Origin of the sequence: Caballeronia sp. S22 (assembly GCF_964261745.1) — a bacterium.
Taxonomy (GTDB): Bacteria; Pseudomonadota; Gammaproteobacteria; order Burkholderiales; family Burkholderiaceae; genus Caballeronia; species Caballeronia jiangsuensis.
The window spans coordinates 720,247-741,797 of sequence record NZ_OZ180035.1; the positions used below are offsets into that span (position 1 = coordinate 720,247).

The window sequence follows — 21,551 nt, forward strand, 5'->3', positions numbered from 1 at the left end:
ATGCGCTGCCCATTCTGCCGACACGAAGATACCCAGGTCGTGGATTCTCGCGTGTCGGAGGATGGCGCGGCCATTCGGCGGCGCAGGCGCTGTCCCTCGTGCGACAAGCGCTTCACAACGTATGAGCGTGTCGAACTGGCGCTGCCGTCCGTCGTCAAGAAGGACGGCAGCCGCACCGAGTTCGACCGTCGCAAGATCGTCGCGAGCATGCAGCTTGCGCTGAGAAAGCGCCCGGTCGCAGCCGACGCGATCGACGCCGCCGCGTCCCGCATCGAGTATCAGTTGCTCGGCAGCGGCGAGCGCGAAGTGCAGAGCGAACGTCTCGGCGAACTCGTGATGAACGAGTTGCGACAGCTCGATACCATCGCCTACGTGCGTTTCGCCTCCGTCTACAAGCGTTTCGAAGACGTCTCCGAATTCGAAGACGTGCTCGATGAATTCCGGCGTGCCGCGCCGAAGAAATCGACTTCGCGCAAGCGCTGATCCTTTCCGCATCGTTTCTCTCCCAAGCCTGAATTCCTGCACTTCGCTCGCGCAGTGTGCCGGGCATCGGATCGCGTGAACACTCGGCCATTCGGCTAATGGCGGCGCGCATTCCTTCTCGCTAGATTGCGTCTTTCGGCCCGATCAGATCGATGAGGAATGCAGATGTTCAACGCTTCAAACCAAGGTTTCACGCTCGTCGAACTGTGCGTGGTGCTCGCCATCATGGCGATCCTCGCGATGTTCGCCGCGCCGTCGTTCGTCGCGTGGCAGGTGCGCGATCAGGTCGATGCGCGGGCGCGCTCGCTTTTTTCCACGCTTTCGCTTGCGCGTGCCGAATCGGTCAGGCGCGGCGCGCGCGTCACGCTATGCCGGATCGACGCGTCGCGTCATTGCCTCGCGGCGGGACGAAGCTGCGAGGCCGGCGTCACGGACTGGTCGTGCGGATGGGGCGTGTTCGTGGATCGCGACGGCGTTTCGACGCTTCTGCGCATGCAGCCGGCGATGACGTCGGTTGCAGTCGCCGCGACATCGACCGAACTGTCTTTCACGCCGCCCGCCGGGCAGGTGATCGGCGGATTTCGCAGCTTCGATTTCGCTCCGCGCGGCGCCGATTCCGCCGCGAATTCCGCGTCGCGCCGATGCATACGGCTCGCGGCAGGCGGCCGGGCGCGCATGACGCCGGGCGGTTGCGGAGCGGCGGCATGAAGCGCGCGCAATGCGGCGACTCGCTGATCGAAGTGATGATCGCGCTTGCGCTCACGGCCGTGACCGCGCTCGGGCTGGTCGCGGTGCAGAGCGCACTGGCGCGCGGCGAGCGTGCGGCGCTGCTGCGGGAACGCGCGGCGCTCATCGCGGATTCGGTCGCGGAGGGCGTGCGCGGCGATGCGGACCGCGCGGCTATCGTGCCGCAATGGCAGGCGAGGGCGTCGTCGATGCTGCCGGCAGGCGACGTCGCGGTGTTCGATCGCGCCGACGGCGTGCACATCGCCACGGTGAGCTGGCGCGCCGACGACCGGTCCGATCCGTGTCCCGAACCGCTCGCCAGGCCGCTCACGTCGTGCATTTCGGTGGCGTTCGCGCGATGACTCCACGCCTCTTCGGATCGCGCGGCCATACGCTGCTGGAGATGACGATCGCGCTCGCGCTCGGCATTGTGATCGTGAGCGCGTCGTTGGCGCTTTATCGGGCGCAGCGCGTCGCGTTCGAGCGCGCCACTGACGCCGCGCGCATCCATGACGCCGGATCGATCGCGCTCGACATGCTCGGCCAGCAGATCCAGATGGCGGGATTTGCATCGAACCTTGGCCCCAACGCCGACGCACCGATCTTCGGTTGCGCGCAAGGCCGCGTCGTCGGCGCGGATACGGCTGCCTCGTGCGAAGCGCTTGCGAGCCGTTCAGATGGCGTGCAGATCCGCTATTCCGCCGACGTCGTGTCCACGTGGGCGTCAAGCGGCGGCGTGCCGACGGATTGCATCGGCCAGACCGTGGCCGATGCTTTCGTCACGAACCGCTTCTACGCGAAGGCCAGCAGTTCGTCCGGCGAACCCGAGCTTTACTGCGAGGGCGGCGGCAGGCAGGCGCAACCCGTCGTCGAAGGAATCGAGCGGCTTCGGGTGATGTACTGGCTGACGGGCTCGCCATCGGCGCTGGACGCGTCGGCGGTCGCGCGCGAGCGCTGGCGCGATGCCTACGCCGCCGACATTTGCGTGCTCGTGCGCGGTTTCGCCACGCAGACGAAGCGCAGAACGAATTACGTCGATTGCACCGGCGCGCCCGCTTTCGCCGACGACGGCCGCGCGCGCCAGACATTCTGGCGGCGCGTCGCGATTCGCAATGCGCCGGCGAGCGCATCCGGAGACGCGCCGTGAAGCGCCGTTCACGTTCAAGCGGCGCCACGTTGCCGATCGTCCTGGTTCTCGCCGCGATGATGCTGGTCACCGCAAGCGCCTGGCTCCAGGCATCGCTCGTGGCGACACGCGCGGCCGTCGCGACGCGCGAGCGCGTGCAGGCCTTCCATGCAGCGGACAGCGCGCTCATCCGATGCAGCCGGATGCTGGCGCTCGCGTTGCCCGCGACGAGTCCCTCGCCGAACGACGAACCATCGCGATGGCGCATGAAGACATCGTTCGAAGGACCTTCCGCCGCCGCAATCGCGCCGTTCGCCTCATGGCCGTACGCGCGCCGCGCGCCGCAGTGCCTGATCGAAGCATGGACGGCCACGTCCTATCTGATCACCGCGCGCGGTTTCGGCGCGACGCCCGATTCCGAAGCCTGGCTACAGCTTCGGATCGAGGTTGCGGACGGCACGAGCACAAGTCACTGGCGGCGCGTCGTCGCCCGGCCGTTTTGAAGGATCGACATGAAAGAGAAAGGCTTCAGCCTGCTTGAATTGATGATTGCGCTGGCCGTCGCGGCGATCATCGCGACTTTCGCCGTTCCCGCGTATCGGACGCATGTGGCGAAGGCGCATCGCGTCGATGCCGCGTCGGCGTTGACGCGGGCCGTTCAGTTCGTCGAAACGGCGCGGCTCGCGCAGACATCGGAGAGTGTCGATGCCATCACGCTGAGCGCAGGACTCGATCAGGCGCCTTCGAATGGCGCACCGGTGTATCGGCGTCGCCGTGCTGCCGGAATCGTCGACGAACGGCGGCTACGCGGTCGAGGCCGTGCCCATCGCGGCGGGCCCGATGTACGAGGACGGCTGCGGCGCCTTCGTCATCGACGCCACCGGACTACGCTGGAATCACACGCCGGGCACGACCGATCCGCTCGATGCGGCGCAGTCGGCGACGTGCTGGGCGGGAAAGGGCTGATTGCCGATGTCAGAACACGGTGGGATCGGCGGCGTCGCTGGGCGCGTCGGGCGTGGCGGTCTTCATCTGCTGATAGATGCGCCAGCCTTCCCATCCGGCGAGCGCGAGGCCGCCCCATTTGAGCACGGGCTTCGCGCTGCGCAGCAGCTTCGTTCGCACCGGCTTGGTGAGCACGAGCGAGGCGACCGAGCCGACGATCGGATACTGCTTGAGCAGCACGCCGATATTGCCCGAGCCGAGCAGCGAACTGATGATGCCGCCGATACCGCCCGGAGACGCACGGCGCTTGCCCCACCGGCGCGCGCCGCCGCCCGGCATCAGAAAGCGCAGGAAACTGAAGTGCGTGACCGACGCGCGGAGGTCAAGTGTGGCTTGCCGCATTTCCATGCGTTCGACATCCGCACGGGCGATCAGCAGTTCCTTGCGCAGCGCGCGCATGTGCGGCGTGCGCAGTTTCTGCATCTTGTCGCGCTTGGGCGCTCTGAAGGTGTCGTCGTTTTGGCTCATGGCTTATGTCGGGCGCGGAGATCAGCGGAACGTGTCGCGGTCTTTGCGGAATTCGGCGAGCGTGTCGTCGAACATGTTCGGCGCATCGAGCAGATTGCTGCGCGCGCGCAGACCGCATGCGATTGCAATCAGCGCATACAGAAGGGTGATGCCGCCGAGCGCCTGCCAGCGATAGGTGTCCCAGAAGAAGATGGCGATCAGCACCGTGAGAGATATGAGCGCCATCATCGCGAGCATCATGGCGGCGAGCCCGAGGAAAAGCACGCCGATGAGCCGCTCCTTTTCCTCCTGAAGCTCGATGCCGATGAGTTCAAGGCGCGTCTCGAAGATGGCGAAGGCGGAGCTCAGAATTCGTCGCAGCGGTCCGGGGGACGATTGCTGCGTGGGCCGATCGGTCGTCATGGCTTGAATGCGAGGAGCGCGTTGGTGCCGCTTTTTTGTGGGTCCGGTCGGCGCGTGAAGCGGCCGGCCGGTGCGAGTGTCGAGCCGCGCGCCCGGGCAGGGCGCTCGCGGTTCAGTCCAGCGGGGACCGCGACAAGAAGCGGGTTAGCAATCCGCGGGCCATTGACCCGGCAAGACGGCTTTATTTGCGGTTGATCAGAAGCCCGATCACCATGCCGAGTCCCGCCGCAATGCCGATGGACGCCCACGGATGCTCGTGCACGTAATCGTCGGTGGCGCGCGCGGCCTTCTTGCCTCGTTCGATCACCACGACCTGTGCGTCCGCGGCTTTTTCCTTCGCTTGCTTCAGGCGGGTAAGGGCTGTCTCGCGCAATTCGGAAGCGCGTTCACCGGTGGCGGTAGCTGCTTGCTTCAAGAGATCTTCGGCGTCAGCGAGTACAGATTTGATATCCGACATGAATCGCTCCTTGTTAATTTCTGACATAAAAGGCTCCAATCGGTAAGGCTACGGGCATCGTAACCAAAGATGGGATCGCTGACGAGGAGGCGTGCATCCTGCCGCGTGGATTTACGCAGGTTCCGTTCCAGTCGCTCGCGCCTCGACGATGCATGGACATCGTCTGGAATGGATACGATCTGACCCGTAAAAGTTTCAGGCGCGAATCGAAAGTTACAAACGACGAAAAGCAAAAGGGCCGACGCAACCGCGCCGGCCCTTCCCGATTGCGAACTACGCTCGTTCAGAAGAACGCCTGAATGCCCGTCTGTGCGCGGCCGAGAATCAGCGCGTGAATATCGTGCGTGCCTTCATACGTGTTGACCACTTCGAGATTCACGAGGTGACGCGCGACGCCGAATTCATCGGAGATGCCGTTGCCGCCGAGCATGTCGCGCGCGAGCCGGGCGATATCGAGCGCCTTGCCGCATGAATTGCGCTTCATGATCGACGTGATCTCGACAGCCGCAGTGCCTTCGTCCTTCATCCGGCCGAGGCGCAGCACGCCTTGCAGGCCGAGCGTGATTTCCGTCTGCATGTCGGCGAGTTTCTTCTGAATCAACTGGTTCGCCGCGAGCGGCCGGCCGAACTGCTTGCGATCCAACGTGTATTGCCGCGCCATGTGCCAGCACGCTTCGGCCGCGCCGAGCGCGCCCCACGAAATACCGTAACGCGCCGAGTTCAGGCAGGTGAACGGACCCTTGAGCCCGCGCACGTCCGGCAGGATGTTCTCTTCGGGGACGAACACTTCGTCCATCACGATTTCGCCGGTGATCGACGCGCGCAAGCCGACCTTGCCGTGAATCGCCGGCGCCGACAAACCCTTCCAGCCTTTTTCGAGGATAAAGCCGCGAATTTCGTCGCGGCCGTCTTCCTCCAGCTTCGCCCAGACGACGAACACGTCCGCGATCGGCGAGTTCGAAATCCACATCTTCGTGCCGGACAGCGAAAAGCCGTTCTGCACTTTCTTCGCGCGCGTCGTCATGCTGGCCGGATCGGAACCCGCGTTCGGCTCGGTGAGGCCGAAGCAGCCGATCCATTCGCCGCGTGCGAGCTTCGGCAGATATTTTTCCTTCTGCGCCTCGCTGCCGAATGTGTTGATCGGCACCATCACGAGCGACGATTGCACCGACATCATCGAGCGATAACCCGAATCCACACGTTCGACTTCGCGCGCGATCAGGCCGTAGCACACGTAGTTGAGGCCCGGACCGCCGTATTGCTCGGGGATCGTCGGTCCGAGCAGACCCAGTTCGCCCATTTCACGGAAGATCGCCGGATCGGTCTTTTCCTCGCGAAACGCCTGCATCACGCGCGGCTGTAGCTTGTCCTGCGCGTAAGCGCGCGCGGCGTCGCGCACCATGCGTTCGTCTTCGGTCAGTTGCTGATCCAGCAAGAGCGGGTCTTCCCAGTTGAATCGGGCGGCGTCGGCCATGTGCTATCTCCTGATTTCATCGAAAAGCGCCGGGAGCGTGTCGGGATCCATGCAGGTCTGTCCGTTCCGCCGGCGCGCGGGGCGCTTGACATGAGTTCCGCTAAGCGAAACAATGTTTTGCAAATCCAGTTTGGAGTTTATCACCCGATGCCAGCCGATTCCAACCGAAATTCAGCGTCGATTTCATCGCGCCATTTATCGTCCGAAGAGATCGACGAGCGCAAGTTCGTCGTCGCACTCGCGCGCGGGCTCGATTTGCTGCGCGCGTTCCGCCCGGGCGAGTCGCTGTTGGGCAATCGCGATTTCGTCGATCGCACCGGTTTGCCGAAGGCGACGGTGAACCGTCTCGCCTACACGCTGACGACGCTCGGCTATCTGCGCTTCGACGAACCCGCGGGCAAATACGCGCTCGACACGGGCGTGCTGTCGCTCGGATTCACGTTGCTCGCGGGCGCCGACACGCTCGAACTCGCCCGCCCGCACATGCGCGCGCTCGCGCGGGAGATCGGCGCGGCGGTATCGCTCGGCTGCCGCGACGGGCTCGACATGATCTATCTCGAAACCATCCGCAGCGAGACGGCGCTGACGCTCGGGCTTGCGCCTGGCTCGCGCCTGTCGATGCTCACGAGTTCGATGGGCCGCGCGTATCTCGCCGTGCAGGAACCGGCGGCGCGCGAGGCGCTGTTCGACGAACTCGGGAAAAACGAAGGCGAGGCAAAGGTCGATGCCGCCCGCCGCGCAATCGAGGATTTCGCGCGCGACGGCTGCTGCTATTCGTTCCGCGACTGGCACGACGACGTCAACGCCATCGCCGCGCCGTTTCGCGATCTGCGCAACGGACGCTGGCTCGTGCTGTCGAGCAGCGGGCCGGCGTCGTCGATGGACGAGGCGTATTTTCGCGAGACGATCGGCCCGAGGCTGAAGGCGCTGGCCGCGCGTCTCGCCTGAAGCTTCAAAGCACCGTGCGGACGTGCCAAAGCTCCGGAAACAGCACGACATCGAGCATCTTGCGCAGATAAGACGCGCCCGCCGTGCCGCCCGTGCCGCCCTTGAAGCCGATGATGCGCTCGACCGTCGTCACATGCCGGAAGCGCCATTGCCGGAACGCGTCTTCCAGATCGACGAGCTCTTCGGCCATCTCGTACAAGTCCCAGTGATGCGACGGATCGCGATACACCGCGAGCCACGCCGCCTCGACGGAAGGATCGTGCGTCGTCGGCTGCGACCAGTCGCGATTCAGCCGCGCCGGATCGATCTCGAAGCCGCGCCGGGCGAGCAGGCGGATCACTTCGTCGTAGAAGGAGGGCGCTTCGAGCGTCTCGCGCACCTGTTCGAGAATTTCCGGGCGATGCTCATGCGGCTTGAGCATCTGCGCATTCTTGTTGCCGAGCATGAACTCGATCTGCCGATACTGATGCGACTGAAATCCCGACGACTGCCCGAGATACGGGCGCATCGCGGTGTATTCGGAGGGCGTCATCGTTGCGAGGACGTTCCACGCCTGCACCAGTTGCTCGAAGATGCGCGACACGCGCGCGAGCATTTTGAACGCGGGCGGCAGTTCGTCGCGATGCACGGCCGCCAGCGCCGCGCGCAACTCGTAGAGCGCGAGCTTCATCCACAACTCGCTCGTCTGATGCTGCACGATGAACAGCATCTCGTTGTGATCCGGCGAGAGCGGATGCTGCGCGTTGAGAATCGAATCGAGGCCGAGGTAGTCGCCATAGCTCATCGAATCGGAGAAATCGAGCTTGGCGTCGTGCCAGCCTTTTTCCTGCGTGGCGGCCGGTGCGCCGTGTCCGAAAGGGCAACCTTGTGAATTACTCATATCGACGTTCCTCTCAGGTCACCGATGCGCGCTCGGCGAACTCGGGCGCGCGCCAGCTTTCGGTCGCGAGCACGTCGCGCAGGACTTCGACGGCGTCCCACACATCGACGAAGCGCGTGTAGAGCGGCGTGAAGCCGAAGCGCAGGATGCGCGGCTCGCGATAATCGCCGATCACGCCGCGCGCGATCAGCGCCTGCATCACCTCATAGCCGTTCGGATGCTCGAAGCTCGCCTGCGAGCCGCGTTGCGCGTGTTCGCGCGGCGTCGCGAGCGAGAGCGGGAATTCGCCGCAGCGTTCCTCGACCAGTCTGATGAACAGATCGCTCAACGCGAGCGACTTGCGGCGCAGCGTCTGCATGTCCGTTTGCAGGAACACGTCGAGCCCGCATTCGACGAGCGACATCGACACGATCGGCTGCGTGCCGCAAAGAAAGCGGCCGATGCCGTCGTCCGGGCGATACACCGGGTTCATCTCGAACGGCTTCTTGTGCCCCCACCAACCCGAAAGCGGCTGCGAGAACGCGTTCTGATGACGCTTCGGCACCCACACGAACGCGGGCGAGCCCGGTCCGCCGTTCAGATATTTGTACGTGCAACCCACCGCGTAGTCCGCGCCGACGCCGTTCAGATCGACCTGCACCGCGCCCGCCGAATGCGCCAGATCCCAGACGGCGAGCGCGCCCGCGCGATGAATCGTCTGCGTGAGCGCGGCCATGTCGTGCATGTAGCCGGTGCGGTAGTTGACGTGCGTGATCATCGCGATCGCGGTGTTTTCGTCGATTGCGGCAGGCAATTCCGCGGGATCGTCGACGAGACGCAGCTCGTAACCGCGATCGAGCTGCTCGATCAAACCCTGCGCGATGTACAGATCGGTCGGAAAGTTCGAACGTTCGGAGACGATCACGCGCCGCTTCGGATCGCGCTCGTTCGCGAGCTTGAGCGCGGCCGACAGAATCTTGAAAAGATTCGCGGAAATCGTGTCCGTCACGACCACTTCGTCTTCGCCCGCGCCGATCAGCGGTGCGAGTTTGTTGCCGAGACGCTTGGGCAGCGCGAACCAGCCGGCCGTGTTCCAGCTTCGGATCAGGCCTTCGCCCCATTCGGCGGCGATCACGTCGGCGGCGCGCGCGGCGGACGCTTTGGGCGGCACGCCGAGCGAATTGCCATCGAGATAGATCACGCCGTCGACCAATGCGAACTGGTCGCGCAGGCCGGCGAGCGGATCGTCGCGGTCGAGCGCCGCTGCTTCGTCACGATGTTTCATCGAAAAGTCCATATATTTGAAGATCATCAGGAAAGCGGACGCAGGACGGCCCGAACCGGACTCGCATCGAGCGTCGAGAATTTGAGCGGCAGCGCGATCAGTTCGTAATCGCCGGGCGCGACGGCGTCGAGCACGAGGCCTTCGAGGATCGCCATGCCGTGAGCGCGGATGCGCTTGTGCGCGTCCATCGTCTTCGAGTCTTGCGGATCGAGCGAGGGCGTGTCGATGCCGATGAGCTTCACGCCTTTCTCGGCCAGCAAGTCGATGGTTTCCGGCGCGATGGCGGCGAAGGCGCTGTCCCACGCGTCGAGCGGCGCGTTCGCATACGTGCGAAGCAGCACGCGCGGCGGAATGCCGTCGAGATGCGCGGCGACGTGATCGGGCGTGACGAGCGGCGAAGCACCGATGCAGTGCAGAACGCGGCACTCGCCGATGTACGTATCGAGCGCGACTGCGCCGATCGGCTTGCCGTGCTCGTCATAGTGAAGCGGCGCGTCGGCATGCGCGCCGGTGTGCGGCGAGAGCGTGAGACGCGCGACATTGACCGGCGAGCCCGCCTCCATGCGCCACACGCGCTCGATGCCGACCGGCGTGTCGCCCGGCCAGACGGGCGTGGCGGTGTCGATCGGCGGAGAAATGTCCAGAAGCGTCATGACGCGCCCTAGCAGAATTTGTGAAGATGCGTCAAATCATAGTCGCGTTATCTCGAAACGTGCTTGCGAAATAACCACCCAAAAGTGGCGCGCTTAGAACATAATTCGATGAAACGGGCTAGGGGACTCAAAAATGACCGGCTTCACGCTCGATGCAACAGATTGCCGAATTCTGGCGGTACTGCAGGAAGATGGACGGATCAGTAACCTGGACCTGGCGGAGCGCATTTCGCTCTCGCCGTCAGCGTGCTTGCGCCGAATGCGGCTGCTGGAAGAGGAAGGGGTGATCGCGAGCTATCGCGCGTGCCTCGACCGCGAGCGGCTCGGCATCGAACTGGAGGCGTTCGTCCATGTCTCGATGCGCAACGACCAGGAAAACTGGCACGAGAAGTTCGCGGCAGCCGTGCGCGAATGGCCGGAAGTGGTCGGCGCGTTCGTCGTCACCGGCGACACGCATTACGTGCTGCGCGTGCTCGCGCACAACCTCAAGCATTACTCCGACTTTATTCTGTCGAAGCTATACAAGGCGCCCGGCGTAATCGACATCCGCTCGAACATCGTGCTTCAGACGATGAAAGACGACGCGGGCGTGCCGGTCGCGCTGATCGAGCAGCCGGGACGCCCGCACACGCCCTGAGCGTTTATTCCAGCGTTCCCAGCGTGTGGAAGCCGCCCGCGTGGAAGACGAGCGGCGCCGTTTGCGTCGCGTCTTCGCGCACGCCGCATCGCTCCACTTCGCCGACGAAAATCACGTGATCGCCTTCGTCGTAGCGGCTGCGGTTGTGGCATTCGAACCACGCGAGCGCGCCGTCGAGCACCGGCATGCCGGTGTCGCCGGCGGCGTGCGAGACGCCCGCGAATCGGTCACCCTTGACCGTGGCGAAACGCCGGCACAGGTCGAGTTGCGACGACGCGAGCACGTTCACCACGTAGTGGCTGTTCGCGCGGAATACCGGCATCGACGCCGATTTCGTCGCGAGGCTCCACAACACGAGTGGCGGATTGAGCGATACCGAGTTGAACGAACTCGCGGTGATGCCGATCAACTGGCCGGACTCGGTGCGCGTTGTGATGACCGTGACGCCGGTCGCGAACTGGCCGAGCGCGGCGCGAAACGCGGTCGGGTCGAAATTAGGGCTTTTGGCGCGTGTCATTTGGCAGATGAGCAGGCAAATGGGCGGTCGAGTGTGTCGTGTGCTGCCGAGCCGGCCGCGCGTCGCGCTTCAGTCGGAAGAACCTTTTCAGAAGTCATGTAAAAGCTGGAGATTTGTCTCGATTCTATCGGAATCGGCAGTCGCCGGCCGCCAAATGACCGTATTCCCGCAGCAAGTTTTCTGCGGCGAGGGGGCATTCTGCGCCGCGCGGCCAAACCCAGTAAGCTCGACTCATCGTATCCGGATGGTTGAAGAAACGGCCGGATGCATCCATATGCATGATCCGCGGCATGGCCGCATGCACTTGATGAGGAGTTGCGCCTTATGACCCAAACTAGCCAACAAGCGAGAGTTGAAACCGCGACGCTCGGCGGCGGATGTTTCTGGTGCACCGAAGCCGTGTTTCTCGCGGTGCAGGGCGTGGAGTCGGTCGAATCGGGCTATGCGGGCGGCAAGGTGGTGAATCCGTCGTACGAGCAGGTCTGCGACGGCGAAACCGGTCACGCGGAAGTCGTGAAGGTGGTGTTCGATCCGTCCGTTATCAGCTATCGCGAAGTGCTCGAAATCTTCTTCGCGACGCACGATCCGACCCAGCTCAACCGGCAGGGGAACGATGTCGGCACGCAGTATCGCTCGGCCGTGTTCACGCATTCGGACGAGCAACGCAAGATCGCGCTCGAAGTCATCGACGAACTGCAGCGCGAGGATGTCTTCGGCGGCAAGATCGTCACGCAAGTGGTGCCGCTCGCCGACGACTACTATCCGGCCGAGGCGTATCACCAGAACTATTTCGCGCAGCATCCGAATCAGGGCTATTGCGCGGCGGTCGTCGGGCCAAAGGTCGCGAAGTTTCGCAAGAAGTTCGCGCATCGGCTGAAAGCGTGATGCGCTTCTAGTCGCTCCGTGCGCGCTCGCATTCCTCCGCGATGCCGCGCGCGAGCTCGAAGCACGTGAGCGGCGCCGAGCCTTCGGCCTTGTTGTTCGCCGCGATCACCACAGGCTGGCCCGCGATTGCATAGCGGGCCGCCAGTTCGGCGAGCGCCTCGCGCGTGTCGCGGTCTTCGTCGACGATCTTGTCGAACGGCTCGTATTTCGCCTTCGCCTGTTCATAGCGAAAGCCGCTGTGCAGACTCCAGCGCACGATGAGCGGTCCCATACTTTCTTCGTCCAGCAACGCGAGCGCCTTCGCCTGACGGCGCACGTCCGGCATGCGCGCATGCACGCCGATGCAATAGCGCACGTTCGCCTCGCGCAACGCGCGGATGAAGCGCGGCGTCAGCATGACCGCGTCGCGGATTTCGACCGCATAGCACGACTCGCCTTCGAGCGGCGGCAGCGCTTGCAGAAACGCCGACAGCCGTTCGATGAAGCTCGCCGGATCGACGATCATCGCATCGGGCAGCGGCGAGAACTGGAACACGAGCGCGCCCGCCTTCCCGCCGAGACCGCTGATGCACGGCGTCACGAACTCATCGATGGCGATCCGCGCGTTCAGAAACGCGGGGTTCTCCGCGTCGGGCGTCCCGCGTTCGCCGCGAATGAAGGCATCGATGACGGAGGCGGGCGCCTTGACGATGAAGCGAAAATGCTCCGGCACCTGCGATGCGTAGCGCGCGTACTCGGCCAGCGACAGCGGCGCATAAAACGAGCGGTCGATCGACACGCTTTTCAGGAGCGGATGCACGCCGTAGGCGGTGAGTCCGTCGCGGGAAAGCTTCGTGTTCGAATACTCGTCGCCATAGACGACGCCGCGCCAGCCCGGGAAGGACCACGTGGATGTGCCGAGGTGTATCGCGTCGGGCAGACGCTTCGCGAGTGATTCGAGTTCGGGCTGCACAGGCGCGGGCAGGACGCCGCGTGGTTTCGCTTGCTTCGGTGCCTTTACAGGCTCCGCCGAAGCGGTCGCAGGCGCGCCGAAAAGATCGAACTGATCTTCCGGCTCGCCCGTTTCGATGTGGATCGGCTCGTGGTTCAGAGCGCCTTCTCGTAGATATATCGGCGCGACCACGGCAGCGTCGTCGCGCTGCGCCCCGCCTTGCGGCAGATCACCTGATAGATCGACACGTCGTCGTTTTCGAACGCATACGCGCAGCCCGCGAGATACACGCGCCAGATGCGGAAGTGCTCATCGTCGACGAGCGTCTTCGCTTTCTCCGCGTGCTCCTCGAACCTGTCGGCCCAGATGTCGAGCGTACGCGCGTAATGGCGCCGCAGACTTTCGATGTCGAGCGCTTCCAGCCCGCCGCGCTGCATGCATTCGAGCGCGAGGCTGATGTGCGGCAGCTCGCCATCCGGGAACACGTATTTGTCGATGAACTCGCCGCCGCCGAGCGAAGTCTCGCCGCTGTCGGCATCCGACGACGTGATGCCGTGATTCATCGCGATGCCGTCATCGACGAGCAGTTCGCGGATTCTCGCGAAGTAGCCCGGCAGGTTCTTGCGCCCGACGTGCTCGAACATGCCGACGCTCGTGATGCGATCGAATTGCCCCGGAATGTCGCGGTAATCCTGCAGGCGAATCTCGATCCGGTCTTCGAGTCCCGCCGCCTTGACGCGCTCGGTCGCGAGCCTGAACTGGTTCTCGGAGAGCGTGACGCCCACGCATTTCGCGCCGAACTTCTGCGCCGCGCGGATCACGAGCGCGCCCCAGCCGCAGCCGATATCGAGCAGACGATGCCCCGGCTGAACTTGAATCTTCGTCAGGATGTGATCGATTTTCTTGAGCTGCGCGGTATCGATGTCTTCGTCGCCATTCTCGAAGTACGCGCAGGAGTAGACCATGTTCTTGTCGAGCCAGAGCTGATAGAACTCGTTCGACACATCGTAGTGGTACTGAATGGCTTTCTTGTCCGACGTCTTCGAGTGATTGAAGTAGCGCCGTACGCGCGCGAGCTTGCTTGCGCTCGTGACCGTGCTTTTCGCGAGCGAATAGCCGATGTTGATGATGTCGGACAGCTTTCCCTCGATGTCGATCTTGCCCTTCACATAGGCTTCGCCGAGATTGTCGAGACTCGGTTCGAGCAGATAGGGCAGCGCAGTCGCGCTCTTCACATGCAGCGTCACCTGAGGCGCGGCGAACTGGCCGAAATCGTGCTGCTGGCCATCCCACAGCACGAGCCGCGCGGGCAGATTGGCCCGGTCGCGCACTTCCTCAACCCACTGCGTCAGCTTTTTCTCCCAGAACATGCTTGTTTCTCCGCGCTAAAGAAAATCAAGGGAAGGCTCGCGCCTTCATGTTCGTTGCCGTTGCGATCTCGGTTGCTTCCTGTGCTCGCGCTCTTGTGCCTTACGGCGCGAGTCTCATGATTCGCCACGCTGCGCCCGCGTCATCACGCGTATAGACGATGCGGTCATGCAGCCGAGACGGACGTCCCTGCCAGAATTCGATGCTGTCGGGCACGAGGCGATAACCGCCCCAGTGCGGCGGACGCGGCGGCGCGTCGCCATATCTGGCGATCATCTCGCGTTCGCGCGCTTCCAGCGCCTCGCGGCTTTCGAGCGGCTGACTCTGATCCGAGGCCCATGCGCCGATGCGCGAGCCGAGCGGACGCGACGTGTAATACGCATCGCTTTCCTGATCGCTCGTCTTTTCGACGCGGCCCTCGATGCGCACCTGGCGCTCGAGTTCGATCCAGTGGAACAGCAGGCTCGCTGCGGGATTGGCGGCGAGTTCGCGGCCCTTGCGGCTATCGTAATTGGTAAAAAAAACGAAGCCACGTTCATCGACGCCCTTGATGAGCACGATGCGGGCAGACGGACGGCCTTGCGAATCGACGGTCGCAAGCGTCATGGCATTCGGTTCGGGCAGCTTCGCATCGAGTGCCTGGGCGAACCACGTCTGGAACTGGCTCACCGGATTCGGGTCGACGTCGGTCGCATCGAGCGCGTCGCGCGAATAGTTTTTGCGAAGGTCTGCGAGAGTGGTCATTTTATGCAAGCGCTACAGTCGGGTCAGTATAGCCAAGGTGAAACGATCTTGCCCTGATTACCCATGGACCTGTTGCGGGCCGGCGGTGCGGCGCTTGCAGCTATCACGTCCAGGGTTTCGATAAGGCAGAATACGCAATTCGCCCGCATTTTGCATGATCGACCACCCAACTTTGCACACTCGACAGCCGCCTGTAAGCGTTGATTGACGCCGCACAACGGCGCTGCATTTTTCCGGCTTTTAGTTTGCTTTCAACGTACCCGGTTTCATCCACGCACGCCATGAACGCTTCATCCGAAACTGCTGTAACGCCGTCCGCCGAAGACGCCGCCGATCGCGACCGACGCTTCGGCGGCATCGCGCGCCTCTACGGCGCACCCGCGCTCGCCGCGTTCGAAAGGGCGCATGTCGCGGTGATCGGCATCGGCGGCGTGGGCTCGTGGGTGGCCGAGGCGCTCGCGCGCAGTGCTGTCGGCAAGCTGACGCTGATCGATCTCGACAATGTCGCCGAAAGCAACACGAACCGGCAGATTCACGCGCTCGACGGCAACTACGGCAAGGCGAAAGTCACGGCGATGGCCGAGCGCATCAAAATGATCGATCCGGCCTGCGACGTGCGGCAGATCGAGGACTTCGTCGAGCCCGGCAATTTCGATGCGACGCTCGGCGGCGGCTTCGATTACGTGGTCGATGCGATCGACAGCGTGCGCACGAAAACCGCGCTCATCGCTTGGTGCGTGGCGCGCAAGCAGCCGCTCATCACCGTCGGCGGCGCGGGCGGCCAACTGGACCCGACGCGCATTCGCATCGACGATCTCGCGCTCACGATTCAGGACCCGTTGTTGTCGAAAGTGCGCGGCCAGTTGCGCAAGATGCACGGCTTTCCGCGCGGGCCGAAGGCGCGTTTCAAGGTGAGCGCGGTCTATTCCGACGAACCGCTGATCTATCCCGAAGCACCCGCGTGCGATATCAGCGAAGGCGCGGAGCATCTCGAAACGGGCGCGGGCTACGCCGGGCCGGTCGGCCTCAATTGCGCGGGATTCGGATCGAGCGTGTGCGTGACGGCGAGCTTCGGCTTCGCGGCCGCTGCGTTCGTGCTGCGCGATCTGGCGAAGCGCGCGGCCTGAAACGAAAACGGCCAGCTTCAAAAGCTGGCCGTTTTCAATTGAAGCACGCGATCAGTTGATCGCCGCGCTCAGCTTGCGCCGCCATTGCGACACGAGATCGGGCTGATTCGCGGCAAGCTCGAACACGGAAAGCATCGTCTTGCGGCCGACATCGTCCATGAAGGCGCGATCGCGCACGACGATCGCGAGCAGATGCTCCAGCGCGCCCCCGTAATCGCGGCCCGCGATCAGGCGGTTGGCGAGCGCGAAGCGCGCGTCGAGATCGTCGGGATTCGCGTTGACCGCGTCGATGAGCGCGTCGGCGGGCGGCAGGTCCGCTGCCGCATCGGCGGCGTCGAGCTCGGTCTTCAGCGCGTTGTAGCGTGCATCGATGCCTTGCGTCGTCTTCGGCGACAGCAGCTTGTCCTCTTCCTTCGCCTCGTCGATGCGGCGCTCCGCGATCAGCCATTCGATCAGATCGAGACGCGCGTCGTCGTAACCGGGATCGAGCGCGAGCGCCGCCTTGATCGTATCGATCGCTTGCTTGCGGTTGCCTGCGGCCCATGCGCTCTGCGCGGCGTGGCGCTCGGCGTCGGCGCCATCGGGCACGAGGCGGTCGAGAAACTCGCGCAACTGGCCTTCCGTCAGCACGCCGATGAACTGATCGACCGGGCGGCCATCCGCGAATGCGACCACGTGCGGAATGCTGCGCACCTGAAAATGCGCGGCCAGCTCCTGGTTCTCATCGACGTTCACCTTGACGAGCTTCCACTTTCCCGCGGCTTCGGCTTCGAGCTTCTCCAGCATCGGCCCGAGCGTCTTGCACGGGCCGCACCAGGGCGCCCAGAAATCCACGAGCACGGGCGCGAGCATCGACGCGTTGATGACGTCGTGCTCGAAGGTGGCGAGGGTCGTATCCATGCGTTTTCTCCTAATGCTTGCGGTCTATCCCAAACAGATGGGGACGATCCGCGTGACTCTCAAGCGCGCACGCACGCGTCATGCCTCGGGCGCGCGATTTTCGCGGCGCTGTGGCGGCAGCGGAATGAATTCGGTCTCGCCGGGCACGTGGCCCATGCGCTGCTCGCTCCATGCGATTTTTGCCGCGTCGATCTTCTCGCGCGAACTCGACACGAAATTCCATTCGATGAAGCGCGTGCCGTCGAGCGGCGCGCCGCCGAGCAGCATCGCGACCGCGCCGTTCGTGCTGTGCAGCTTCACGTTCGCGCCCGGCGCGAGCACGGCCATCTGCTGTTCGGGCAGCGCTTCGCCGTCGATCGACAGATCGCCGCTCACGAGATAGACGCCGCGTTCCTCGTGCTCGGTATCAAGCGTGATCGCGCTGCCGGCCGCGAACTGCGCGGCGACGTAGAGCGTTGGCGAGAACGTGCGCGTGGGCGCCTTCGCGCCGAACGCGGTGCCCGCGATCACGCGCAGCGTGACGCCATCGCGCTCGATCTGCGGCAGCGCTGACGCGGCGTGATGCTCGAACGCAGGCTCGATGTCCTCGCTCGCTGCCGGCATCGCGACCCAGGTCTGGATGCCGTGCATCGTCTGGCCGGACGCGCGTTCTTCATCGGGCGTGCGTTCGGAATGAACGATGCCGCGGCCCGCGGTCATCCAGTTCACGTCGCCGGGCACGATCTTCTGCACCGAGCCGACGCTGTCGCGATGCATGATCGCGCCGTCGAAGAGGTACGTGACCGTCGCCAGTCCGATATGCGGATGCGGGCGCACGTCGAGACCCTTGCCGGGCACGAGCGTTGCGGGACCAATGTGGTCGAAAAAAATGAAGGGTCCGACGGTGCGCGCCGCGAGCGCGGGCAGCACGCGACGCACCATGAGGCCGCCGACGTCGTGTTCGTGAGGCTTGAGCAATGCGCGGAGCGGCGATGGCATGGCGAATTCCGATGGAAAGATCGCGCGCCGGAATGGCGCGAGTGTCATCGTCGATTTTACCGGCCGATTCCGGGCGGCGCAGGCGTGCCGCCGAGGCTCTCGTTTTTTACGTCGCCGCGCTCATCAGTCCGCGTGCGGCTTCACGCAACTTTCGCAACCTCGATAGGAGCTTCGCCATGAACAGGAACAAGCTGTTGATCGCCATTACCGCGGGTCTCGTCGCCGCTACCACCGCGACGGGCGCATTCGCGCAGACGTCGTCGGGCAATTCGTCGGGCGCGATGGGCAACGATGCCACCGATAATTCGGCGGCTCCCATGACGCAGAAAAAGCACAAGATGCACAAGCAGTCGGCGCATGCAGGGACCAAGAAGACGCCGGCCGCGGAAACCGGAAACAACTCCGCGACGGATAGCGGCCAGAGCAAGTAAGCGCCGTTCCGGCACGCCGAAGAAAGCGCTCGCGCCGATACCGGCGCGGGCGTTTTTTTGCGTCCTTCGTCATGCCGCGCGGCATCCGACAAGCCTGCCGCCGCGCGCTCCGCTACACTTTACGACTCGCCAACATGCACATGACACAAGGGGAAGGGCGATGTCGCCAAAGGATTTGCTGATCGCATCGGTGGTCATTGTCGCGTGGGGCGTCAATTTCGTCGTCATCAAACTCGGATTGCACGGTGTCCCGCCGATGCTGCTCGGCGCACTGCGCTTTGCGTTCGCCGCCTTACCGGTGTTCTTCGTCAAACGCCCGCAAATCCCGCTGCGCTGGCTGTTCGCTTACAGCCTCACCATTTCCCTCGGGCAATTCGCGCTGCTCTTCTACGGCATGTATGTGGGGATGCCGGCCGGGCTCGCGTCGCTCGTCTTGCAGGCGCAGGCGTTTTTCACGCTCATCTTCGCGTCGATGTTTCTCGGCGAGCGCATCCGCGCGGCGAATGTCGCCGGACTCGTGATCGCGGCGGCAGGGCTCGCGCTGATCGGCATGCGCGGCGGCCACGCGATGACCCTCGCTGGTTTTCTCTTCACGCTCGCCGCGGCCGCGATGTGGGCGCTCGGCAATGTCGTGACCAAGCGCATGGGCAAGGTCGATCTGCTTTCGCTCGTCGTGTGGGGCAGCCTGATTCCGCCGCTGCCGTTCCTCGCGCTCTCGCTGATCTTCGAAGGGCCGGCGCGCATCGAAGCGAGTCTCGCGTCGATCCCGCTCGTGTCCGTGTTCGCGATTCTCTACCTCGCGTTCATCGCGACGATCGTCGGTTACAGCCTGTGGGGGAAGTTGCTCGCGCGCTATCCGGCGGGAAGCGTCGCGCCGTTTTCGCTGCTCGTCCCGGTGATCGGGCTCGCGTCGGCGGCGGTGTTTCTCGGCGAGGGGCTGAGCGTTGCGCAGGTGGTCGGCGCGGCGCTCGTGATGGCGGGACTCGCGGTGAACGTGTTCGGCGCGCGGCTCGTTCAGCGCATCCTGCCGGCGCGCTGAACGAAGCACGGCACGCGTCTTACGTCATGCGGCTCTTCGCGAGCGGCGGATTCGCGGCGAAGTAGCGCTTGATGCCCTTCATGATCGCGTTGGCCATCTTGTCGCGATAGGCGTCGTCGTTCAGGCGCGTTTCCTCGTCCGGATTGCTGATGAACGCGGTCTCGACCAGGATCGACGGAATGTCCGGCGCCTTCAGCACGGCGAAACCCGCCTGTTCGACCGAACCCTTGTGCAGCTTGTTGATGCCGCCGATCTCGTTCAGCACGAAGCTGCCGTAGCGCATGGAATCGCGGATCTGCGCGGTCGTCGACATGTCGAAGAGCGCGCGGTTCACGCTCGCGTCCTGCGACTTCACGTTGATGCCGCCGACCTGGTCCGACGAGTTTTCCTTGGCCGCCATCCAGCGCGCGGCCGCGCTCGACGCGCCGTGCTCGGACAACGCGAACACCGACGAGCCGCGCGCGTCGGGCGACGTGAACGCGTCCGCGTGAATCGACACGAACAGGTCGGCGGACACGCGCTGCGCCTTTTGCACGCGCACGTTGAGCGGCACGAAGAAGTCGGCGTCGCGCGTCATCATCGCGCGCATGTTGGGCTGGGCGTCGATCTTCGCGCGCAGCTTCTTCGCGATGTCGAGCGCGATGTGCTTCTCATACGTGCCCTGGCCGCCGATCGCGCCGGGATCCTCGCCGCCGTGGCCCGGATCGATCGCCACCGTCAGCAGACGCGTGGTGCCGGACTGCTTCGGCGTGGAGAAGGTGTACTGGTCATCGTCGTCGTTCTTCTTCGCGATGACGGGCGGCGGCGTCGGCACGCGCTGCGGTTTCACCGAAGGCTTCGGCGCGGGCGCGGCTTCGGCCGGCGCATCGTTCTGCGCGTACTTCTGGAAGAACTCGTCGGTGGAATCGGGCGTCGTCGGTTTCTGCGCGGTGGACGGTCCCGAGAGCGTCGCGGGCGGCGGCACCGACGGATTCGGATTCGCGCGGTCGAGCGCCTCCTGCTTGCGCTCGGTCTGGGCGAGCAGTTCCATCAGCGGATCGGGCGCGACGGCCGGATACAGGTCGAACACGAGCCGGTACTTGTAGCTGCCGATCGGGCCCAGATTGAACACCTGCGGCTTCACCGATCCCTTCAGGTCGAACACCATGCGCACGACATGCGGCTGATATTGCCCGATGCGCACCGCCTGAATCTGCGGATCGTTCGGCGTGATCTTCGAGACGAGATCCCGCAGCGCCTGATCGAGATCGATGCCGGAGAGATCGACGACGAGCCGGTCCGGTCCCTGCAACAACTGGTTCGCGTTCTGGAGCGGCTGGTCCGATTCGATCGTCACGCGGGTGTAATCGCGCGCGGGCCACACGCGCACGCCGAGCACGCTGCTCGCGTGCGCGAGCTTCGGTCCGACGAGCGCGAGCACGAGCGTCGAGGCGCCCGCGCGCAGCACCTGGCGGCGGCGCCAGTTGTGCGGCGCGACGGCGCCCGCTTCAATCGAATGAAATGGCTTGATCAACATCTTTCGAGACATGACTTTCCTGTTTCGCTGAACGCCCGCGCGGTCAGAACGCGGCCTTCTTCTTCGTTCGAATCGCCCGGCGAGCCGTGCTCGTCCGGCAGCGATAGCTGGAACACGAGGTCCGGCACGCCGAGCAGGCCGCCCGCTTGTTGCGGCCACTCGACGAGGCACAGCGCGCCCGCATCGAAATATTCGCGGAAGCCGGCATCGGCCCATTCGGCCGGATCGGCGAAGCGATAGAGATCGAAGTGATAAACGTCGAGCGGGCCGCTTTCGATGACGAGCGAGTACGGTTCGACGAGCGTGTAGGTCGGGCTCTTCACGCGGCCGGCGTGGCCGAGCGCGCGCAGCGTGGCGCGCACGAGCGTGGTCTTGCCCGCCCCCAGATCTCCGATCAACTGGACCTGGAGACCGTGAAATCGTTCAGACGACGATTGCAATGCATGAAGGCGCGTGACGTCGATGGCGCGCGCGAAGCGTTCTCCGAAAGCGAGCGTCGCGGCTTCGTCGCGCAGGTCGAAGCGGCGTTCGAGAAGCGCGTGATGAAGGTCTTGCGTCGTTCGTGCGGGGCTTTCGGGCATTGCTCGTAAAA

Annotated in this window: 26 protein-coding genes and 1 pseudogene; 12 read left to right on the forward strand and 15 right to left on the reverse strand. The window is 64.3% G+C overall.

The genetic code is table 11. The features are described 5' to 3' along the window. From nrdR to ACEN42_RS03435, 6 genes and pseudogenes are all read left to right on the forward strand, one after another. Positions 1–483 carry a transcriptional regulator NrdR gene (gene nrdR / locus ACEN42_RS03410; protein ID WP_035500727.1) on the forward strand — a complete coding sequence of 161 codons (483 nt, stop codon included), beginning with the start codon at positions 1–3 and terminating at the stop codon, positions 481–483. 159 nt (positions 484–642) lie between these two features. Continuing rightward, positions 643–1,191 carry a GspH/FimT family pseudopilin gene (locus ACEN42_RS03415; RefSeq protein ID WP_371880628.1) on the forward strand — a complete coding sequence of 183 codons (549 nt, stop codon included), beginning with the start codon at positions 643–645 and terminating at the stop codon, positions 1,189–1,191. Continuing rightward, the gene (locus ACEN42_RS03420; RefSeq protein WP_371880629.1) at positions 1,188–1,571 is read left to right on the forward strand and encodes a prepilin-type N-terminal cleavage/methylation domain-containing protein; all 384 of its coding nucleotides are present in this window, start codon (positions 1,188–1,190) and stop codon (positions 1,569–1,571) included. The genes ACEN42_RS03415 and ACEN42_RS03420 overlap by 4 nt, the downstream gene beginning before the upstream one ends. Beyond that, positions 1,568–2,356, forward strand: coding sequence for a PilW family protein (locus tag ACEN42_RS03425; RefSeq protein ID WP_371880630.1), 789 nt, complete (start codon positions 1,568–1,570; stop codon positions 2,354–2,356). Before ACEN42_RS03420 ends, ACEN42_RS03425 begins: the two co-directional genes overlap by 4 nt. Continuing rightward, positions 2,353–2,838, forward strand: coding sequence for a hypothetical protein (locus ACEN42_RS03430; RefSeq protein WP_371880631.1), 486 nt, complete (start codon positions 2,353–2,355; stop codon positions 2,836–2,838). The genes ACEN42_RS03425 and ACEN42_RS03430 overlap by 4 nt, the downstream gene beginning before the upstream one ends. A gap of 9 nt (positions 2,839–2,847) precedes the next feature. Next, positions 2,848–3,301 (forward strand): annotated as a pseudogene (locus ACEN42_RS03435) (type IV pilin protein). A gap of 9 nt (positions 3,302–3,310) precedes the next feature. Here ACEN42_RS03435 and ACEN42_RS03440 read toward each other — a convergent pair. The 4 genes from ACEN42_RS03440 to ACEN42_RS03455 form a co-directional block, all read right to left on the reverse strand. Further along, positions 3,311–3,808 carry a DUF3318 domain-containing protein gene (locus ACEN42_RS03440; RefSeq protein ID WP_250484098.1) on the reverse strand — a complete coding sequence of 166 codons (498 nt, stop codon included), beginning with the start codon at positions 3,806–3,808 and terminating at the stop codon, positions 3,311–3,313. Positions 3,809–3,829: 21 nt separating this feature from the next. Continuing rightward, positions 3,830–4,210 carry a phage holin family protein gene (locus ACEN42_RS03445; RefSeq protein ID WP_187606005.1) on the reverse strand — a complete coding sequence of 127 codons (381 nt, stop codon included), beginning with the start codon at positions 4,208–4,210 and terminating at the stop codon, positions 3,830–3,832. 181 nt (positions 4,211–4,391) lie between these two features. After that, positions 4,392–4,694 carry a YqjD family protein gene (locus ACEN42_RS03450; protein WP_035500744.1) on the reverse strand — a complete coding sequence of 101 codons (303 nt, stop codon included), beginning with the start codon at positions 4,692–4,694 and terminating at the stop codon, positions 4,392–4,394. Positions 4,695–4,950: 256 nt separating this feature from the next. After that, positions 4,951–6,141, reverse strand: a complete 1,191-nt coding sequence (locus tag ACEN42_RS03455; protein WP_238212737.1) for an acyl-CoA dehydrogenase — start codon at positions 6,139–6,141, stop codon at positions 4,951–4,953. Positions 6,142–6,288: 147 nt separating this feature from the next. On the opposite strand from ACEN42_RS03455, the gene ACEN42_RS03460 reads away from it, so the two are divergent. Continuing rightward, entirely contained in the window at positions 6,289–7,089 is an 801-nt protein-coding gene (locus ACEN42_RS03460) for an IclR family transcriptional regulator (protein WP_187606004.1), read from the forward strand. A 4-nt stretch (positions 7,090–7,093) separates the two neighbouring features. Here the strand turns inward: ACEN42_RS03460 and kynA are convergent, their stop codons facing one another. The 3 genes from kynA to kynB are packed head-to-tail and all read right to left on the reverse strand — an operon-like array spanning position 7,094 to position 9,886. Beyond that, entirely contained in the window at positions 7,094–7,969 is an 876-nt protein-coding gene (kynA, locus tag ACEN42_RS03465; protein WP_250484097.1) for a tryptophan 2,3-dioxygenase, read from the reverse strand. A gap of 13 nt (positions 7,970–7,982) precedes the next feature. Beyond that, positions 7,983–9,233: a kynureninase gene (gene kynU, locus ACEN42_RS03470; RefSeq protein ID WP_371880632.1), complete on the reverse strand. Its 1,251-nt coding sequence runs from the start codon at positions 9,231–9,233 to the stop codon at positions 7,983–7,985. 26 nt (positions 9,234–9,259) lie between these two features. Next, positions 9,260–9,886: an arylformamidase gene (gene kynB / locus ACEN42_RS03475; RefSeq protein ID WP_371880633.1), complete on the reverse strand. Its 627-nt coding sequence runs from the start codon at positions 9,884–9,886 to the stop codon at positions 9,260–9,262. A 133-nt stretch (positions 9,887–10,019) separates the two neighbouring features. Here kynB and ACEN42_RS03480 point away from each other — a divergent pair, with 133 nt between their 5' ends. Beyond that, entirely contained in the window at positions 10,020–10,523 is a 504-nt protein-coding gene (locus ACEN42_RS03480) for an Lrp/AsnC family transcriptional regulator (RefSeq protein WP_035500753.1), read from the forward strand. Positions 10,524–10,527: 4 nt separating this feature from the next. Here ACEN42_RS03480 and ACEN42_RS03485 read toward each other — a convergent pair whose 3' ends face one another. Next, entirely contained in the window at positions 10,528–11,040 is a 513-nt protein-coding gene (locus tag ACEN42_RS03485) for a flavin reductase family protein (protein WP_187606000.1), read from the reverse strand. A 324-nt stretch (positions 11,041–11,364) separates the two neighbouring features. Here ACEN42_RS03485 and msrA point away from each other — a divergent pair, with 324 nt between their 5' ends. After that, on the forward strand, positions 11,365–11,925 hold the full coding sequence (gene msrA, locus ACEN42_RS03490) for a peptide-methionine (S)-S-oxide reductase MsrA (protein ID WP_309881323.1): 561 nt from the start codon (positions 11,365–11,367) through the stop codon (positions 11,923–11,925). Between the two features lie 7 nt (positions 11,926–11,932). On the opposite strand, the gene ACEN42_RS03495 is transcribed toward msrA, so the two are convergent. The 3 genes from ACEN42_RS03495 to pdxH form a co-directional block, all read right to left on the reverse strand. Next, positions 11,933–13,000, reverse strand: a complete 1,068-nt coding sequence (locus ACEN42_RS03495) for a DUF72 domain-containing protein (protein ID WP_371881059.1) — start codon at positions 12,998–13,000, stop codon at positions 11,933–11,935. A gap of 11 nt (positions 13,001–13,011) precedes the next feature. Then, entirely contained in the window at positions 13,012–14,226 is a 1,215-nt protein-coding gene (locus ACEN42_RS03500) for a class I SAM-dependent methyltransferase (protein ID WP_371880634.1), read from the reverse strand. Between the two features lie 100 nt (positions 14,227–14,326). Next, entirely contained in the window at positions 14,327–14,968 is a 642-nt protein-coding gene (pdxH, locus tag ACEN42_RS03505; protein WP_371880635.1) for a pyridoxamine 5'-phosphate oxidase, read from the reverse strand. 281 nt (positions 14,969–15,249) lie between these two features. On the opposite strand from pdxH, the gene ACEN42_RS03510 reads away from it, so the two are divergent. Further along, complete coding sequence (locus ACEN42_RS03510; RefSeq protein WP_238288351.1) at positions 15,250–16,095, forward strand: ThiF family adenylyltransferase; 846 nt, start codon at positions 15,250–15,252, stop codon at positions 16,093–16,095. Positions 16,096–16,146: 51 nt separating this feature from the next. Here ACEN42_RS03510 and trxA read toward each other — a convergent pair whose 3' ends face one another. Together trxA and ACEN42_RS03520 are read right to left on the reverse strand one after the other, a co-directional pair. Further along, the gene (gene trxA, locus ACEN42_RS03515; RefSeq protein WP_187605995.1) at positions 16,147–16,995 is read right to left on the reverse strand and encodes a thioredoxin; all 849 of its coding nucleotides are present in this window, start codon (positions 16,993–16,995) and stop codon (positions 16,147–16,149) included. Between the two features lie 78 nt (positions 16,996–17,073). Further along, complete coding sequence (locus tag ACEN42_RS03520) at positions 17,074–17,973, reverse strand: pirin family protein (RefSeq protein WP_250484090.1); 900 nt, start codon at positions 17,971–17,973, stop codon at positions 17,074–17,076. 176 nt (positions 17,974–18,149) lie between these two features. Between ACEN42_RS03520 and ACEN42_RS03525 the strand changes: the two genes are divergently transcribed. Beyond that, the gene (locus tag ACEN42_RS03525) at positions 18,150–18,404 is read left to right on the forward strand and encodes a hypothetical protein (protein WP_250484089.1); all 255 of its coding nucleotides are present in this window, start codon (positions 18,150–18,152) and stop codon (positions 18,402–18,404) included. Between the two features lie 160 nt (positions 18,405–18,564). After that, complete coding sequence (locus ACEN42_RS03530) at positions 18,565–19,443, forward strand: EamA family transporter (protein ID WP_371880636.1); 879 nt, start codon at positions 18,565–18,567, stop codon at positions 19,441–19,443. A gap of 19 nt (positions 19,444–19,462) precedes the next feature. Here the strand turns inward: ACEN42_RS03530 and ACEN42_RS03535 are convergent, their stop codons facing one another. Both ACEN42_RS03535 and tsaE read right to left on the reverse strand, forming a co-directional pair. Further along, positions 19,463–20,971: an N-acetylmuramoyl-L-alanine amidase gene (locus tag ACEN42_RS03535; protein WP_187605991.1), complete on the reverse strand. Its 1,509-nt coding sequence runs from the start codon at positions 20,969–20,971 to the stop codon at positions 19,463–19,465. After that, entirely contained in the window at positions 20,953–21,540 is a 588-nt protein-coding gene (gene tsaE, locus ACEN42_RS03540) for a tRNA (adenosine(37)-N6)-threonylcarbamoyltransferase complex ATPase subunit type 1 TsaE (RefSeq protein WP_371880637.1), read from the reverse strand. The genes ACEN42_RS03535 and tsaE overlap by 19 nt, the downstream gene beginning before the upstream one ends. Positions 21,541–21,551: the final 11 nt, after the last annotated feature.